Origin of the sequence: Umezawaea sp. (genome assembly GCF_036375055.1) — a bacterium.
Taxonomy (GTDB): Bacteria; Actinomycetota; Actinomycetes; order Mycobacteriales; family Pseudonocardiaceae; genus Umezawaea.
Genome location: NZ_DASUSQ010000146.1, coordinates 44,346 through 59,344, shown reverse-complemented (window position 1 = coordinate 59,344; position 14,999 = coordinate 44,346). Strand labels below are relative to the sequence as shown.

18 protein-coding genes are annotated in these 14,999 nt (G+C 73.2%); 7 read left to right on the top strand and 11 right to left on the bottom strand.

The window, feature by feature from the left end; all coding sequences use genetic code 11:
- The first annotated feature begins 24 nt into the window (after positions 1-24).
- Positions 25-492: a MarR family winged helix-turn-helix transcriptional regulator gene (locus VFZ92_RS36020; RefSeq protein ID WP_330881387.1), complete on the top strand. Its 468-nt coding sequence runs from the start codon at positions 25-27 to the stop codon at positions 490-492.
- Positions 493-648: 156 nt separating this feature from the next.
- Here VFZ92_RS36020 and VFZ92_RS36015 read toward each other — a convergent pair whose 3' ends face one another.
- The gene (locus tag VFZ92_RS36015) at positions 649-1,668 is read right to left on the bottom strand and encodes an AraC family transcriptional regulator (RefSeq protein WP_330881385.1); all 1,020 of its coding nucleotides are present in this window, start codon (positions 1,666-1,668) and stop codon (positions 649-651) included.
- 47 nt (positions 1,669-1,715) lie between these two features.
- Between VFZ92_RS36015 and VFZ92_RS36010 the strand changes: the two genes are divergently transcribed.
- From VFZ92_RS36010 to VFZ92_RS36000, 3 genes are read left to right on the top strand one after another with little or no spacing between them, the layout of a single operon-like run.
- Positions 1,716-3,188, top strand: a complete 1,473-nt coding sequence (locus VFZ92_RS36010) for an NAD(P)/FAD-dependent oxidoreductase (protein ID WP_330881383.1) — start codon at positions 1,716-1,718, stop codon at positions 3,186-3,188.
- Positions 3,188-4,858 carry a GMC family oxidoreductase gene (locus tag VFZ92_RS36005; protein WP_330881381.1) on the top strand — a complete coding sequence of 557 codons (1,671 nt, stop codon included), beginning with the start codon at positions 3,188-3,190 and terminating at the stop codon, positions 4,856-4,858. The genes VFZ92_RS36010 and VFZ92_RS36005 overlap by 1 nt, the downstream gene beginning before the upstream one ends.
- A 9-nt stretch (positions 4,859-4,867) precedes the next feature.
- Positions 4,868-5,476, top strand: a complete 609-nt coding sequence (locus VFZ92_RS36000; protein WP_330881379.1) for an acetoacetate decarboxylase family protein — start codon at positions 4,868-4,870, stop codon at positions 5,474-5,476.
- A gap of 57 nt (positions 5,477-5,533) precedes the next feature.
- On the opposite strand, the gene VFZ92_RS35995 is transcribed toward VFZ92_RS36000, so the two are convergent.
- Positions 5,534-8,119, bottom strand: a complete 2,586-nt coding sequence (locus VFZ92_RS35995) for a glycoside hydrolase family 9 protein (protein ID WP_330881376.1) — start codon at positions 8,117-8,119, stop codon at positions 5,534-5,536.
- A gap of 192 nt (positions 8,120-8,311) precedes the next feature.
- Between VFZ92_RS35995 and VFZ92_RS35990 the strand changes: the two genes are divergently transcribed.
- Positions 8,312-9,196, top strand: a complete 885-nt coding sequence (locus VFZ92_RS35990) for a nucleoside hydrolase (protein WP_330881374.1) — start codon at positions 8,312-8,314, stop codon at positions 9,194-9,196.
- 28 nt (positions 9,197-9,224) lie between these two features.
- Here VFZ92_RS35990 and VFZ92_RS35985 read toward each other — a convergent pair whose 3' ends face one another.
- The 7 genes from VFZ92_RS35985 to VFZ92_RS35955 all read right to left on the bottom strand — a co-directional run bounded on the left by VFZ92_RS35985 (position 9,225) and on the right by VFZ92_RS35955 (position 12,120).
- Positions 9,225-9,587, bottom strand: a complete 363-nt coding sequence (locus tag VFZ92_RS35985; RefSeq protein WP_330881372.1) for an Asp23/Gls24 family envelope stress response protein — start codon at positions 9,585-9,587, stop codon at positions 9,225-9,227.
- The gene (locus VFZ92_RS35980; RefSeq protein WP_330881370.1) at positions 9,584-9,760 is read right to left on the bottom strand and encodes a hypothetical protein; all 177 of its coding nucleotides are present in this window, start codon (positions 9,758-9,760) and stop codon (positions 9,584-9,586) included. The genes VFZ92_RS35985 and VFZ92_RS35980 overlap by 4 nt, the downstream gene beginning before the upstream one ends.
- A gap of 54 nt (positions 9,761-9,814) precedes the next feature.
- Positions 9,815-10,276, bottom strand: a complete 462-nt coding sequence (locus VFZ92_RS35975) for an Asp23/Gls24 family envelope stress response protein (protein WP_330881368.1) — start codon at positions 10,274-10,276, stop codon at positions 9,815-9,817.
- Positions 10,277-10,337: 61 nt separating this feature from the next.
- Positions 10,338-10,670 carry a hypothetical protein gene (locus VFZ92_RS35970; RefSeq protein WP_330881366.1) on the bottom strand — a complete coding sequence of 111 codons (333 nt, stop codon included), beginning with the start codon at positions 10,668-10,670 and terminating at the stop codon, positions 10,338-10,340.
- Positions 10,667-11,020, bottom strand: coding sequence for an Asp23/Gls24 family envelope stress response protein (locus VFZ92_RS35965; protein ID WP_330881364.1), 354 nt, complete (start codon positions 11,018-11,020; stop codon positions 10,667-10,669). The genes VFZ92_RS35970 and VFZ92_RS35965 overlap by 4 nt, the downstream gene beginning before the upstream one ends.
- A 12-nt stretch (positions 11,021-11,032) precedes the next feature.
- Positions 11,033-11,566 (bottom strand): Asp23/Gls24 family envelope stress response protein, encoded by a 534-nt coding sequence (locus VFZ92_RS35960; RefSeq protein ID WP_414720103.1) that lies wholly within the window; start codon positions 11,564-11,566, stop codon positions 11,033-11,035.
- On the bottom strand, positions 11,563-12,120 hold the full coding sequence (locus VFZ92_RS35955; protein WP_330881360.1) for an RNA polymerase sigma factor: 558 nt from the start codon (positions 12,118-12,120) through the stop codon (positions 11,563-11,565). Before VFZ92_RS35955 ends, VFZ92_RS35960 begins: the two co-directional genes overlap by 4 nt.
- A gap of 219 nt (positions 12,121-12,339) precedes the next feature.
- On the opposite strand from VFZ92_RS35955, the gene VFZ92_RS35950 reads away from it, so the two are divergent.
- On the top strand, positions 12,340-12,546 hold the full coding sequence (locus VFZ92_RS35950; protein ID WP_330881358.1) for a CsbD family protein: 207 nt from the start codon (positions 12,340-12,342) through the stop codon (positions 12,544-12,546).
- 282 nt (positions 12,547-12,828) lie between these two features.
- On the opposite strand, the gene VFZ92_RS35945 is transcribed toward VFZ92_RS35950, so the two are convergent.
- Positions 12,829-13,305: a CGNR zinc finger domain-containing protein gene (locus VFZ92_RS35945; RefSeq protein ID WP_330881468.1), complete on the bottom strand. Its 477-nt coding sequence runs from the start codon at positions 13,303-13,305 to the stop codon at positions 12,829-12,831.
- Positions 13,306-13,414: 109 nt separating this feature from the next.
- On the opposite strand from VFZ92_RS35945, the gene VFZ92_RS35940 reads away from it, so the two are divergent.
- Positions 13,415-14,278 carry an alpha/beta hydrolase gene (locus VFZ92_RS35940; RefSeq protein ID WP_330881356.1) on the top strand — a complete coding sequence of 288 codons (864 nt, stop codon included), beginning with the start codon at positions 13,415-13,417 and terminating at the stop codon, positions 14,276-14,278.
- Here the strand turns inward: VFZ92_RS35940 and VFZ92_RS35935 are convergent.
- Positions 14,275-14,904, bottom strand: coding sequence for a TetR/AcrR family transcriptional regulator (locus tag VFZ92_RS35935; RefSeq protein WP_330881466.1), 630 nt, complete (start codon positions 14,902-14,904; stop codon positions 14,275-14,277). The genes VFZ92_RS35940 and VFZ92_RS35935 overlap by 4 nt on opposite strands.
- Between the last annotated feature and the right edge of the window lie 95 nt (positions 14,905-14,999).

Sequence of the window (14,999 nt, the reverse complement as noted above, 5' to 3'; positions counted from 1 at the left end):
CGGCTCGTCTGCGAAGATGACCCGATGGCCGAGCCGGACGAGCAGGTGCGCGACATGCGCTCCGACGTGCACTCCTGGCCGACGGGGCGGCTGCTGTCGGTCGCCGCGCGGATGCTGGAGGGCCGGTTCGACACCGTGCTCGCGGGCCTCGACCTGACCCACGCGGGCATGATCATCCTGCACCACGTGGTGGAGGCGCCGCTGGCGCAGCGCGAGTTGGCCGTGCTGTGCCGGGTGACCGACCAGACCATGAGCCGCACCACCGAACGCCTGGAGCGCTCGGGGTTCATCCGGCGCTACTCCGACGAGCGCGACCGCAGGCGCACCCTCGTCGCGATCACCCCCGCCGGGCGCAGGGTGCTCAAGGCCGCCCGGCGCGAGGAGCGCGAGTCCGAGGTGCTGCTCGGCGCCGTCGACGACTACGACCGCTTCCGCGAGCAGTTGATCGCGCTCATCGCCGTCGTGACCGACAAGAGCGGTTCCGCCGGGTGATCGTTGCCGTGCGGAGGTTTCCGCGGCCGCGATGGTCCGTTCTCCGGCCGCCGGCGTCCTGTGCGGTGTCCGTGCTCCTGCCCAGCCCGGAGGTGGCTCCACTGTGGAGCCCGGACCGAGACCTCCGCCCTGCCAGGAGAACGCGGTGTTCGGTCGTCACGCCCGTCGCGCGTACGCGGCGGGCGTGACCCCCTTCCACCGCTTGAACGCGTGGATGAAGCTCGACGCCTCCGCGTAGCCCAGGCGCAGCGCCACGTCCTCGACGGCCAGCGTGGCCAGCAGCTCCTGCGCCAGCACCTCGCGCACCTCGTCCAGCAGCTCCTGGTAGCTGGTGCCGGACTCCGCGAGCCTGCGCCGCAGCGTCCGCGTGCTGATCGTCAGCTCGCGGGCAACGTGGTCCATCCCGACCGCGATCGAGCCGGGGCGGCTGAGCAGCTCGCGCACCTCGTGGGCGATCCCGACCCGCGCCCGGCGGCGGGCCACCAGCTCGCGGCACTGCGCCTCGCACGCCGCCACGGTGTGCGGGTCGGCCTGCGGCAGCGGCCGGTGCAGGAACGCCGAGTCGAAGCTCGCCACCGTCGCGCGCCGCCCGAACCGGGGCAGCAGACCGAACACGCGCTCGTGCCCCGTCACGTCGGACGGCTCGGGGAAGCGGAAGTCGACGGCCAGCAGCGGCACGCCGCCGGGCAGCAGCTCGCCGATGACCGTGTGGATGGCCGCGAGGTCGCGTTCCACCAGGAACCGGGCCACGGGCGCGGGCAGGGCCGAGTCGTCCAGCTCGATCCGCACCCGGCCGTCGACCAGCGACGCGCGCGGGATGCTGAACGTGAAGCTCAGGTCCAGGTAGCGCAGCGCCACGTTCACCGCGTCCAGCACCGTCGGGCTGCTGATGAACGCGTAGCCCAGGATGCCGAACGTCGTCACGTGGTACCGGCCGCCGAGCGCGGGGCCCGCGTCCGGCATCAGCTCGGCCAGCGTGCGGACCACCCGCAGCTCCTGCGCCGCGGCGACCTCCCCGACCGGGTCGGTGAGGTCGGCGGGGGAGATGCCGCTGTCCGCGAGCAGCGTGCCCGCGTCGATGCCGTGCTCCGCGCCGAACCGCACCACGAGGGCCACACCGGCCACGCTGCGCCGGAAGTCCCAGTGCCCGATCACCGGTTCCGCGAGAGACGTCATGGCCGCCATTGTCGATTCCGCGTCCGCTCCTGTCTTGAGCCGGCCGGGTGGAGCTCCCTAGCGTCGATCGGGTGAACCACTCGTCACGTCCCCGTGTCGTCGTCATCGGAGCGGGCTTCTCCGGCATCGGCGTGGCGCTGGCCCTGCGGCGCGACGGCGTGGACGTGACCGTGCTGGAACGCGCCGACGACCTGGGCGGCGTGTGGCGGGACAACACCTACCCCGGTGCGGCCTGCGACGTGCCGTCGTCGCTGTACTCCTACTCGTTCGCCCCCAACCCGGCCTGGCCGCGCCGGTACGCCGAGGGACCCGACATCCACGCCTACCTGAAGCGGGTCGGGGCCGAGGTGCTCGACCGGATCCGGTTCGGCGCCGACGTCGTGGCCGCGGTGTTCGACGAGGCCGCGACGGTGTGGCGGGTCGAGCTGGCGGGCGGCGAGGTCGTGGAGGCCGACGTGCTGGTCTCGGCCGTGGGCCAGCTCTCCCGGCCGGTCGTCCCCGACCTGCCCGGCGCGGCCTCGTTCCGCGGCCCGGCGTTCCACAGCGCCCGCTGGGAGCACCGGCACGACCTGCGGGGCAAGCGGATCGCGGTCATCGGCACCGGCGCCAGCGCCGTCCAGTTCGTCCCGCGCCTGCAACCCCTCGCGGGCAGGCTCACGGTGTTCCAGCGGACGGCGCCGCACGTCGTGCCGAAACCCGACCGGCTGTACCGGCCGTGGCACCACCGGCTGTTCCGCACCGCGCCGCCCGCCCAGCGCGCGGGACGGCTGGGCACCTGGCTCGTCGGCGAACTCCTCACGGCGGCCCTCACCTCGGTCCAGCCGCTCGGTGTGCTGGTCGCGGGCCTGTCCCGGCTGCACCTGCGCCGCCAGGTGCCCGACCCCGTGCTGCGGGCGCGGCTCGTGCCCGCCCACCGGGTCGGCTGCCAGCGGCTGCTGTTCTCCAACGACTGGTACCCCGCGCTGGCCGAGCCCAACGTCGACCTGGTCACCGAGAAGATCACCGAGCTGACCCCGACCGGCGTGCGCACGGCCGACGGCGTCGACCACGAGGTGGACGTGGTCGTGTACGGCACGGGGTTCGCGGCGACCGACTTCCTCGCCCCGATGCGGATCCGCGGTCGCGGCGGCCGGGAGCTGGCCGACGAGTGGGCGGGCGGCGCACGGGCCCACCTGGGCATGACCGTGCCGGGTTTCCCGAACTTCTTCGTCCTGTACGGGCCCAACACGAACCTGGGCGGCAACTCGATCGTGTACATGATCGAGTCGCAGTGCGAGTACGTCCGGCAGGCGGTGCGGCACCTGGCGTCGGTGCCCACCGTGGAGGTGCGCCGGGAGGTCGCGGAGCGGTTCGACGCCGAGACGCAGGACCGCCTGGCGCGCACGGTGTGGACGAGGTGCGCGAACTGGTACCGCGACGCCACCGGGCGCGTCGTCACGAACTGGCCCGGCTCGGTGTGGGAGTACCGCCGCCGCACCTCGCGGGTCGACCACCGGGACTTCCACCACGGGGGCGCGTGATGAGCGACTACGACGTGCTGGTGATCGGCTCCGGGTTCGGCGGCAGCGTCACGGCGTTGCGGCTGACCGAGAAGGGCTACCGGGTCGGCGTGCTGGAGGCCGGGCGGCGGTTCGCCGACGACGAGTTCGCCACCAGCTCGTGGCGGCTGCGCGACTACCTGTTCGCGCCCCGGCTCGGGTGCCTCGGCATCCAGCGGATCGACCTGCTGCGCGACGTGCTGGTGCTCAGCGGAGCGGGGGTCGGCGGCGGTTCGCTGGTCTACGCCAACACCCTCTACGAGCCGCCGGAGCCCTTCTACCGCGACCCGAGGTGGAGCGGGATCACCGACTGGCGGGCCGAACTCGCGCCCTGGTACGACCAGGCGAGCCGGATGCTGGGCGTCGCCGAGTACCCGCGCGCCACCCCGGCCGACGACGTGCTGCGCGCCGTCGCCGACGACCTCGGCGTCCGCAGCCACCCGGCGCGCGTGGGCGTGTTCCTCGGTGAGCCGGGGAGGCGGGTGCCCGACCCGTACTTCGGCGGTGTCGGACCGGAGCGCACCGGCTGCACGCACTGCGGCGAGTGCATGACCGGCTGCCGCCGCGGCGCGAAGAACACGCTGGTGAAGAACTACCTGCACCTCGCCGAACGGGCGGGCGCGGTCGTCCACCCGCTGACGACGGTGGTGGACGTCCGGCCGGTCCGCGGCGGCTACCGCGTCGACACGCGCGCCACCGGCGTCCTGCCCGGCGGGCGGAAGGCGTTCACCGCGCGGCAGGTGGTGTTCGCCGCGGCGTCCCTCGGCACGCAGCGGCTGCTGCACGACCTGCGCGACCGGGGCAGCCTGCCGGGGCTGTCGACCCGGCTGGGCGTGCTGGCGCGCACCAACTCCGAGGCCGTGCTGGGCGTGCGGGCCCGCACCGACGGCGTCGACTACTCGCGCGGCGTCGCGGTCACGTCCTCGATGCACCCGGACGAGCACACCCACGTCGAACCCGTCCGCTACGGGCGGGGCAGCAACCTCATGGGCCTGCTGATGACGGTCCTCGTGGACGCCGAACCCGGCACGCCCCGCTGGCGGCTCGGCGCGCGGGAACTCCTGCGGCGGCGGCACGACCTGCGCAGGCTCCTCGGGCCGAAGCGCTGGTCCGAGCAGACGGTGGCGCTGCTGGTGATGCAGGACCTGGACAACTCGCTGACCACCCGCACCCGCCGAGGGGTGTTCGGCAGGCGGCTGACCAGCTCACCCGGCGAGGGCGACCCCATCCCGACGTGGATCCCGGCCGGGCACGACGTGGCCCGCCGCGTCGGGGCGAAGATCGACGGCGTGCCCGGCGGCGCGTGGACCGACCTGGCCGACATCCCGATGACCGGCCACTTCATCGGCGGCTGCGTCATCGGCGCCACCGCGTCGACCGGCGTGGTCGACCCCTACCACCGGGTGCACGGGTACGACGGCCTGCACGTGGTCGACGGGTCGACCATTCCCGCCAACCCCGGCGTGAACCCGTCGCTGACGATCACCGCGCTCGCCGAGCGCGCGGCGTCGCTGTGGCCCAACCTGGGCGAGCCCGACCCGCGTCCGGCACCCGGTTCGCCGTACGTCCGGGTCGCGCCGGTCGCGCCCCGGCACCCGGTCGTGCCGCGCACCGCTCCCGGCGCGCTGCGCCTTCCCCTGACCCCGAAGTGAGGACCCTCCGTGGACGTCGACTACCCGCCCGAGCCGTGGGACCTGCACGGGCACGGCTGCGTGTCGCTGTGGACCGTGCGCGTGCGCGACCTGCCCGCGCTGCCCGACGGGGTCCGACCGGTCACGGCGTTCGGCCGCGCGCTCGTGACGACGGCGTTCGTGGACTACCTGCCGGGGAGCCTGCTGCCCTACCACGAGCTGCTCGCGGGCGTCCTCGTCCGGCGCGGCGCCCGGCCGGGGCTGTCGATCACGCACATCTGGGTCGACAGCCCGGAGTCGAGGGCGGGCGGTCGGCGGCTGTGGGGCATCCCCAAGGAGTTGGCCGACCTCACGATCGTCCCCGCACCCGCGTTCAGCGCCGCCGCGACCGGCATCGGCGAAGCGCGGCACACCTCGGGCGGTCGTGGTGTGCCGGTGCTCGTCTCGGGGCCGGTCTTCCAGGCGCTGGACGGCGCGCTCGCCCGCACCCCGGTGCGGGCGAGGGGCCGGGGGCGGTTCGCCGGTGTGCGCTGGAGGATCGCCCCCGACGGGCCCCTGGGCTGGCTGCACGGCCGCGAACCGTTCCTGGGGCTGTCGGTCGTCTCGTTCCGGCTGCGCTTCGGGCCGCGGGCCCGGTAGCCCCGGCGCCCGCGGCGTCCGGCGGAGACCCGGTGGTCTCCGCCGGAAGCCGGTCGGTCAGCCCGTCGAGCACACCTTCCCGTTGATCCGGAACGTCGCCGGATCAGCGTCGCCCGCACCCGCCGAGGCGACGAAGCCCAGGTGGGTCGAGGCGCCCGGAGCCAGCTTCCCGTTCCACGACAGGCTGGTGCCGGTGACCTCCGCACCCTCCTGCCGCCAGGTCGCCGACCAGCCGTTGGTGATCTTCTGGCCGCCGGGGAAGCCGAAGCCCAGCGTCCAGCCGTCCCACGCCTCGTCGCCGGAGTTCCTCACCTCGATGCTCGCCGTCTGGCCGGACGCCCACTTCGTCGACCGGTAGGAGACCTCGCAGCCGGACCCTCCCCCGGACTTCTCCGCGGCCCAGTTGGCGACCCACGCGAGCGCGGAGTTCCAGTTGACCGTCACCTCGTTGAGCGAGTACGCCTCGATGTGGTCCACGAAGCACTTCTGCGGCTTGCAGCCCTGGAGCAGCCGGGCCGCGATCGGGTCCTGGAGGGCGCTGTTCGGACCGCCGGACAGCACGCCGGGCGGCGCCGTCGGCAGCGACGGTTCGAGCTGGTTGGCCCAGTGCCGGTGGTGCACGTTGCGCACCGGCTGGTCGCCGTAGCCCGTGACGTAGGAGTAGCCCGTCGGGTTGCGGCCCAGCAGGTAGCCCATGGTCTCGTAGACGCCCTCCCGGTACTTCGCGTCACCGGTGAAGTCGTTGGCCAGCGCCAGGACCACCGCGTTGTTCGCCACCAGGCCGTTCGAGCCCCAGTCGTAGGAGCCGTCGGTGGTCCGGTACGGCGCGGGGTAGCCCTGCGTCGCGATCTGGGCCAGGTGCGCGTCCGCCGTCGTGGTGAACGCCGACCGGATCGCCGCGACGTCCGCGCGCGGCAGGCCGTTCGGCACCACCGCGAGCGTGATGTCGCCGAGCGGGCCGGTCGAACCCCAGTCGAAGCCCCGCGTGTTGAGGCTCGCGCCCCTGAAGTGCGGGGAGCCCGTGACGTCGGCGCGGTAGGCGTCGGCGCCGGTCGTCGTGAACAGCTCGGCCGCGGCCCAGTAGAACTCGTCGGACACCGTGGCGTCGGAGTAGCTGCCGCCGCCCGTGCCGTCGTTGGGATCGGCGATCAGGTTCGGGTTCGCCTTCGCCGCCGCGTAGGCCTTCTTGGCCGCGGCCAGGTTCTTCGCGGCGAACGCCGGGTCGATCGTCTTCCAGATCCGGGCCGACTGGGCGGCCACCGCGGCCATGTTCAGCGTCGCCGCCGTGCTCACGGCGGACAGCCTGCGCGGTTGCGGGTCCTGGTCGGGCAGCGTGGGCAGACCGGTCCAGTTCGCGTCGTGGATCTTGTGGTGCACCAGTCCGCTCGGCGCCTGCATCTTCAGCAGGAACTCGACCTCCCAGCGCGCCTCGTCCAGGACGTCCGGCACGCCGTTGGCCCGCTCGGGGATCGCCAGCGTCCCGTCGCCCAGCGCGTCCGCGTCGCCGAACGCGACCGCGCGCTCGTAGGTGTCGAGCACCTGCCACGCGGAGATGCCGCCGTTCACGACGTACTTGCCGTGGTCGCCCGCGTCGTACCAGCCGCCGCGCACGTCCAGCGTGTAGCCGCAGTTCAGGTCCGCGCGGCACGGCACGGCGTCGTCACCCTGGTTGGGGGCGACGTTCACGTGGCCCGCGGGCCTGGCGTAGGTGTCGCCGACGTACCGCGCCTCGATCGGGGTGCCGCTGCGCTGGTGGTAGTAGAACGCCAGCGAGTCGCGGCGGAGCTTCGCGTACGGGTCGGCGGTGATGTCGAACGGGAAGCTCTCCTCGTCGCCGACCGCCAGCGTGTAGCCCGTGCCCGCGGTCGTGAACGACGAGAAGTCGATCACGTGCGTGCTGTCGCCCGACGCGGCGTCGGCGCCCTGCGGCCTGCTCTGGCCGGTGGCGGCGGTGGCGCCGGAGGAGTCGCGCAGGGTCCAGGCCACCGGCGTGGTCGAGTCGCTGACCAGCGTCGCGTGCTTGGGCAGGTCGGGCAGGTAGCCGACCTGGTTGACCTGGATCTTCTTCGTCGGCGTTCCGGGAGCGCCGCCGGGCGGGACCACGCCGCCGATCAGGGAGACGTTGTCGACGCAGACCGTGTTGTCGAACGACTGGCCGCCGAGGTGGAAGGTGACCTGCCCGCTGCCCGCGTCGGGGAAGTCCAGCGTCGAGGTGAACGTGTAGGTGAACCGCTGCGAGGCCGCGGTGACGTCGAAGTCCTGCTTCGCGATCTGCCGGTACGGGGCCACGCCCTCGCCCGCCACCGCCGAGACCCGCTGCGGTGTCGTCGCGCGCGCGTCGAACGCGAACGTGTAGGACTGACCCGCCTCGAACGGCACGCCGTTCTGGCCGATCAGGGCGTCCCAGGGGTTCGTCGTGCCGCCCGTGACGGCGGTGCAGAACTCCCCGTCGGTGACGCGACCGGACGTGCCCGCGCCGTTCCACCAGGGGTCGGCTGAGCCGCCGGAGAAGGTGCCGTTGACCAACCGCTCGTAGTCGGCCGCGTGGGCCGCGTAGCCGGTGCTGCCGCTGACGACCAGCGCTAACGCGATGGTGACCGCCTTGGCCGCACGGCGCCATCGCCGTGGCGAGTGGGGTGCCATGTAGTGATCTCCTCGAACCGCGGCACGTCGTGCAGGGGTGCCGTGCCGTCCGCTCTGACGGCGAGCGCCCCGTTTCTGGGAGCGCTCCCAGAAACATAGGGCCAGGTGCCGGGTCTGTACAGGGCCCAGTGGGTGGAGTCGACTCGAACGGCGGGACCACCGGCCCGACGCCGGGTGCAGCAGACTGGGGGCATGACGATCCCGTTGATCATCGACACCGATCCCGGCGTGGACGACGCGTTCGCGCTGGCGCTCGCGGTGCGCAGCCCCGAGGTGGACCTGCTCGGGGTCACGACCGTCTTCGGCAACGTGTCGATCGACCACACCACCCGCAACGCCCAGCGACTGCTCGCGCTCCTGGGGAGCACCGCCCCGGTGGCCAGGGGAGCCGACCGGGCGATGGGCGAGATCAGCAGGCCCGACGCGCGGCTCGTGCACGGCGACGACGGCCTCTCGGGCAAGGCGCTCACGCTGCCCGTGAACGACCGGATCGACGCCCGCGACGCCGTGGAGTTCCTCCGCGACACGATCGACGCCAGCGCCGAGCCCGTCACCGTCGCGGCGATCGGCCCGCTCACGAACATCGCCCGCCTCCTCGACACGCACGCGGGCCGGATCGGCAGGCTGGTCGTCATGGGCGGCGGCATCGCGGGCGGGAACGTCACGCCCACCGCGGAGTTCAACATCTGGAGCGACGCGGACGCCGCGCGGCGGGTGCTCGCCGAACGCCCCGTGCTGGTCCCGATCGACCTGACGCGCAGGTGCGCCGTGGACGGCGCGTGGCTGGAGTCGCTGACGGGTGAGGTGGGCACCACCCTGGAAGGCCTCACCACGCGGTACCGCGAGTTCTACCTGGAGGCGAACGGCATCGACGGCATCCTGGTGCACGACGCCGTCGCCGTGGCGGAGGCGATCAAGCCGGGCATCCTGACCACGCGGGAGCACCTGCTCGACGTGGACACGTCGGACGGCGACGGACGCGGGTCGCTCGTGCCGGGCGCCTACCCGGTCGACGTCGCGGAGGACACCGACGTCGAGGCGCTGCGCGCGTTCCTGCGCGACCGCCTGTCGGTGTAGCGTCCGGAGTGGACGGTGGCGCCCGGTGCTACCGGACCCCGGGACCCGGTGCGGTCGTGGTGGGCAGCGAGGTGACGGTGATGTCCACTCCGGACACGGTGAGGCCGGTCAGCTCCTCCACCCGCGTCATCAGGTGGGCGCGGACGTGGCTGGTGGTCGCCGCCACCGAGCGCGGGTAGTCGACCGACAGGCGCACGGTCAGCACGGCGCGGGACCCGGTGACGCGTGCGGTGACCCGGACCGGTTCGTCGGAGCCGACGGCGACCCCCAGTACGCGGTGGGTCGCACCGCCACCGCTGACGCCGTCGACCTCCGACACCGCTCGCGCGGCGAGCCTCTCGACCGCCCGCGGTGAGACGGTGGTCGTGCCCCGCTCCAGGGCGAGGGTCATCCCCTGTCCCTCGTGGTCAGCTGGGACAGGTCGAGCTTGCCGTCCGCCACGAGGCCCGCGACCAGGCCCAGCGCGCCGAAGGCGAGCACGATGAGGAAGGCGCTGAAGCCGCCGAACGCGGCGGCGAAGCCGAGTGCGAGGCCGAACAGCAGTCCGAGTGCGGTGGCGGTCATCTGACCGTGTCCTCCTGGGATCGGCGGTGCGTCGGGCCCTGCCGGACGGTGCGGCTACTGGACGCGGGAGGTGGTGGGCTCGGAGGTGGGGGAGTCGTCGTCGCCGGGGATGTGCACGTCCACGACGGCGATGTTGACCTCGACGACCTCCAGCCCGGTCATCCGCTCGATCGAGGTGATCACGTTGCGGCGCACCGACCGCGCCAGGTCGGCGATCGGGACGCCGTACTCGACGAGCAGCTGGAGGTCGACGGCCGCCTGCTTCTCGCCGACCTCGACGGACACTCCCTGGCCCGCGCTGGCCGACGCGCCGGGGATGCGTTCGCGGATGGCGCCGAACGCGCGGGACGTGCCGCTGCCCAGGGCGTGCACGCCGCTGACCTCGCGCGCCGCCAGGCCCGCGATCTTCTGCACCACGGTGTCGGCGACGGTGGTCGTGCCGTGCTCCGTCACCAGCGTGCCGCTCGCCGGGACGACGGCGGCCGTCGGACTGGTGGTGGCGGTCGGTTTGCTCATCGTCGCGCTCCTCGGGTCGTGGATGGCTTCTCCTGCTAGGACACCGGCTCGGACGGGAACGTCACGGCCCCGATCGAGTGGCGCGGGTCTCACTCCGCAGTGCCGACGCGTCCAGGTCGGTCACCACGATCCGCAGCGCGGCCCCGGCGAACGGGCCGTGCCGCAGCACCTCGGTCAGCACGGCGGTGGCCTCGGCCAGCAGCGGCGGCAGCGGCAGGGAGGTCGCGACCACGCGCACCTCGACCACGTCGGGGCGGAGGTCGACGGCGAGCGTGTCCCAGTCCCACGGCACCCACGACGTGGAGGGCTTCACCGCGGGCGTCGCCGGGCGCAGACCCCGGACGCCGCGCAGCGCGGCGAGCAGCTTCTCGGCCGGTTCCGGAGAGGTCGTCACGACAGCTCGATGTCCAGGACGAACACGGCCACCGCCGCGACGGGCAGGCCCGTGGCCTCCGTGACGGCCGCCGCGACCGCGCGCTGCACGGCCCGCGCCACCGCGACCGCCTGGTCCACGGCCGAGGTCACGACGTCGACCTCCACCCAGACCCGGCCCTCCACCCGCACCCGCACACCCTCGGTCGGCACCGGTTCCAGGCCCTTGAACCGCTGGCGCGCGGTACGCGCCACCGAGCCGACCAGGCCCGCGACCCCCGGTTCCAGCCGCACCACCCCGGCGACGCCGCTCGCCGCGTGCGCGGCGACGGCGGCCACCACCGGTTTGGCGATCACGTGCTCCGCAGTCATGTCACTCGTTCCTCAGAGGTCGTACAGGTCTTCGACGGTGATGTCCAAGCGGTTCACCCGCACGCCGACGCGCGCGGACGCCGCCGCTGTCACCCTTTCGCGCACCACGTCCACCACATCGACGGTGAGGTTCACGTGGCTGACGGCCAGCTTCAGCGCCACGTCGATCACGTCGATCCGCGCGACGACGTGGCAGTGCCGCGCCCGGACCCCCGGGACGGTGTCGGCGGCGAACCTCAGCACGGCCGCGATGGCCCGCCCGCTCACGTGGATGGGACCCGCGTCGTCGCTCGGCACCGGCAGCACCTCGCCCCGCCGGACCTCGGCCCTGACCGCGGACATGATCCGGCCGAACAGCGCGCGCGACGGCTCCTCGGTGTCGAGCGCCATCTCCTCGGTGGCGGCGCGCAGGGCCCGCAGGCTCTCGCGGGCGCCCAGGCAGTGCGGGCACTCCAGTTCGTGCGCGTCGATCTCGTCGAGCCGGTCCCACACCGCCTCGACGTCACGACCGCAGGGCAGCAGGTAGCCCTGATCGGTCTCGTTCATCGCCATGGCGCCATCACCTCCGCGAGTTGCACCCGTGCGCGTGCGATCCGGCCGCGCACCGCCGTCACGCCGCTGCCGATGTGCTGTGCGATCTCGTCGTAGGACCGGCCGTGGACCTCGCGCAGCAGCCAGCACGCGCGCTGCTCGTCCGTGAGCTGGAGCAGCGCCCGACCGAGCGCGGCCATCTGCTCGCCGACCTCGGCCGACCGCTCCGGCAGCGGACCAGGGGCCTCGTGCTCATCGGGCTCCACCTCCGTCCGCGGCTTGCGGGCGCGGATCACGTTGAGGCACCGGTTCGTGGTGGCCTTGTAGAGCCACGACACGAACGCCGCCCCGTCCTGGAGCTGGTCCAGCCTCCGCCACGCGGTCAGGAACACCTCCTGCACCACGTCCTCGGCGTCCGGCCGGCTCGCGAGCATCCGCTGCGCGAACCGGTACATCCGGCCCTGGTAGCGCAGCACCAGCACCTCGTAGGCGCGCACGTCGCCATCCCTGGCACGGGTGACGAGCGTGGCGTCGTCCAGCGGTGCGCTGACGACCTCGATGTGCGTCATCCACGACCTCCGACTGCGCACGGCATCGGCGAGTTCCTTTCCCACGGCTCTGGTGAGGACACGGCCGGGGCGAAAACGTCACGGCCCCACCCAGGATCGGTGACGGTGATCGCCGTCACCCGGTGGAGACCCGATCGTGGCGTGACGAACCCGCCGGGTCCCGTGTCCTCGTGGCGAGACGGTCACCCGCCGGGTGCCGAGGGTCGGAGGAGAGACGCGATGTCGTTGGGCGACAAGATCAGCAACAAGGCCGAGGAGCTCGGCGGCAAGGCCAAGGAGACCGCGGGCGGCGTGACCGGCGACGAGGAGTTGAAGGCCGAGGGGCGGGCCGACCAGGCCTCGGCGGGCCTGAAGGGCGTCGTGGAGGACGTGAAGGACGCCGTCGGCGACGGCGTCGAGAAGATCAAGAACGTCTTCTCCAAGTAGGACCCCCGGTCGGCGGGCCTGTCGGGGGCCCGCCGACCGGATCCGTCCTCGGCGGACGGTGTCGGGGGAGAAGCGGTCGCGCGTCAGCGCGCTCTCGCCGTCGCGCGGCCGGAAGACCCGCACGAGGGCCATCGGGTCGCCGTCGGGCGCGGCCTGCGCCTCGGCGTTCCGGGTCAGGCCCGCGTGGACGTGCCGTTCGAGGATCTCCTTCGGTGTCACGGTGGAACCCCCTCGCGACGGAGCGGCCGGACGCTCCAGTCCTCCGGGTCGGGACCGCCGCCGTCACGCCTCCCGCGCCTGAGCGCGCTGGTGGTGGCGTCGTGCCTTGAGGCGGTTGCCGCAGGTGGCCATGGAGCACCAGCGGGCGCGGTTGGCGCGGCTGCGGTCGAGCAGGAACAGGCGGCACTCGTCGTTGCCGCACGGGCGCAGCCTGCCGGGGAACGCCTCCTGGACGGCCGCCCACGCGAGCACCATCCGGGCGGGCAGGTCCGCGCCGACGAGCGCCCACGTCACGCCCTCGTGGTCGAGCCGGGGGACCTGGTGCACGCCGTCGAGGGCGTCCACCAGCACCGACGGGTCCGCGGCCCCGCGTGCGACGGCCTGGAGCCGGTCGCGGATCCGGCGGAGGTCGCCTGCCCGCGCGCCGCCTCCGCCGTGCTCGCGGGCCCACTCCTCGGCGGCGGTGTCGTCGGCCCACGCGTCGGTCGGGACGCCGTCGACCACCGGGGTGCTGTTGAGCAGCGCGAGCAGCGCGTCCACGTCGTCCACCCCCACATCTAACCACACTGGTTAGCTTGACAGGTTAGATCGTGGCGTGCTCCGATGTGGCGGCCAGGCTAACCAGACAAACCATGTGAAGGGGTTAGGCATGACCTCGGTCCACCACCGCACCGCCACCGTGCACGGCCGGTCGCTCTTCTACCGCGAGGCGGGCCCGGTCGACGCGCCCGCGATCGTCCTGCTGCACGGCTTCCCGACCAGTTCGCACATGTTCCGCCACCTGATCCCGCTGCTCGCCGACCGCTACCGCGTGATCGCGCCCGACCTGCTCGGCTTCGGCCACTCCGCCGCGCCGTCGGCGGACGAGTTCGACTACGCGTTCGACGCGCTCGCCGACCTCACCGAGGGGCTGCTCGACCACCTCGGCGTCGAGCGGACCGCGATCTACGTGCAGGACTACGGCGCGCCCGTGGGCTGGCGGCTCGCCGTGCGGCGGCCGGACCGGATCACCGCGATCGTCACGCAGAACGGCAACGCCTACACCGAGGGCCTCGTGCCGGAGTTCTGGGCGCCGGTCCAGGCGTACTGGGCGGACCCGAACCCGGACACCGCCGCGCCCGTGCGCGCGGCCCTGAGCCTGGAGGCCATCCGCTGGCAGTACACCCACGGCGTGCCGGACGTGAGCCTGGTCAGCCCGGACACGTGGGCGCACGACCACGCGCTGGTGTCGCGGCCGGGCAACGCCGAGGCCCAGATGGCGCTGTTCCTGGACTACCGGACGAACGTCGACCTGTACCCGAGGTTCCACGAGTACTTCCGCGCGAGCCAGGTGCCGCTGCTGGCCGTGTGGGGCGGCAACGACGAGATCTTCGGCCCGGACGGCGCGCGGGCGTTCCGGCGCGACCTGCCGGACGCCGAGGTGCACCTGCTCGACGGCGGCCACTTCCTGCTGGAGAGCCACCTCGACGCGGTGGCCGGGTACACCAGGGGCTTCCTCGGACGCGTGCTCTAGGGCCAGATCTCGTCGACGATGGCGCTGATCCGCCGGACGGAGTCGACCTTGAAGACCGGCGGCGGGCCCGCGGCGCCGAGCACGCCGAGCGCCATCTCGGCGTAGCGCAGGGCCAGGTCCTCCAGGGGGATCGGCCCGTCGGGAGCGTACCAGCGGGCGATGCCGCCGCACATCTCCAGCAGCGCGAGCCTGGCGACCCTCGGTGCGCGGACGTGGAACGAGCCGTCCGCGCACCCGGCGTCGATGGCGTCCTGCCACAGCGCCTCGTAGCGGTCGCGCAGCGCGACCACGGCGGCCCGCCGGTCGGGGGACAGGGAACGCATCTCGTCGTCGACGACCCGCGTCTCCAGCCGGTGCGTCGCGTGCGTGAGGACGTGCAGCTCCACCAGGCCGGTGATCCGGCTCGACGGGTCGGCCCCGGTGAGCCGCTCGCCTGCTCTGAACAGGCGGTCCAGGCTCTCGGTCATGATCGAGACGAGCAGGTCCTCCTTGGTGCCCATGTAGTGGTAGAGCGTCGCGGAGGACAGGCCCGCGCGTTCGGCCAGGTCGCGGATGCCGGTGCCGTGGAAGCCGCGTTCGGCGAACAGCTCGATCGCGGCATCCCTGACCCTCGTTCCGGTGGGAATCACAGCGCACCTCTTGACCACGTCGGCGGAGTCGTCCTACGGTCCCCAGTATGCCCGATCGATCGATCGATCGGGAGCCGGCCTGGAGGAGCGTT

What these genes read in the sequence shown, in the direction of transcription:
- VFZ92_RS36005 (WP_330881381.1), top strand. Translation starts at nt 3,188, where the DNA reads ATGAGCGACTACGACGTGCTGGTGATCGGCTCCGGGTTCGGCGGCAGC.
- VFZ92_RS35995 (WP_330881376.1), bottom strand. Translation starts at nt 8,119, where the DNA reads ATGGCACCCCACTCGCCACGGCGATGGCGCCGTGCGGCCAAGGCGGTC.
- VFZ92_RS35950 (WP_330881358.1), top strand. Translation starts at nt 12,340, where the DNA reads ATGTCGTTGGGCGACAAGATCAGCAACAAGGCCGAGGAGCTCGGCGGC.
- VFZ92_RS35955 (WP_330881360.1), bottom strand. Translation starts at nt 12,120, where the DNA reads ATGACGCACATCGAGGTCGTCAGCGCACCGCTGGACGACGCCACGCTC.
- VFZ92_RS35990 (WP_330881374.1), top strand. Translation starts at nt 8,312, where the DNA reads ATGACGATCCCGTTGATCATCGACACCGATCCCGGCGTGGACGACGCG.
- VFZ92_RS35985 (WP_330881372.1), bottom strand. Translation starts at nt 9,587, where the DNA reads ATGACCCTCGCCCTGGAGCGGGGCACGACCACCGTCTCACCGCGGGCG.
- VFZ92_RS35965 (WP_330881364.1), bottom strand. Translation starts at nt 11,020, where the DNA reads ATGACTGCGGAGCACGTGATCGCCAAACCGGTGGTGGCCGCCGTCGCC.
- VFZ92_RS35960 (WP_414720103.1), bottom strand. Translation starts at nt 11,566, where the DNA reads ATGAACGAGACCGATCAGGGCTACCTGCTGCCCTGCGGTCGTGACGTC.
- VFZ92_RS36020 (WP_330881387.1), top strand. Translation starts at nt 25, where the DNA reads ATGGCCGAGCCGGACGAGCAGGTGCGCGACATGCGCTCCGACGTGCAC.
- VFZ92_RS35940 (WP_330881356.1), top strand. Translation starts at nt 13,415, where the DNA reads ATGACCTCGGTCCACCACCGCACCGCCACCGTGCACGGCCGGTCGCTC.
- VFZ92_RS36015 (WP_330881385.1), bottom strand. Translation starts at nt 1,668, where the DNA reads ATGACGTCTCTCGCGGAACCGGTGATCGGGCACTGGGACTTCCGGCGC.
- VFZ92_RS35980 (WP_330881370.1), bottom strand. Translation starts at nt 9,760, where the DNA reads ATGACCGCCACCGCACTCGGACTGCTGTTCGGCCTCGCACTCGGCTTC.
- VFZ92_RS35975 (WP_330881368.1), bottom strand. Translation starts at nt 10,276, where the DNA reads ATGAGCAAACCGACCGCCACCACCAGTCCGACGGCCGCCGTCGTCCCG.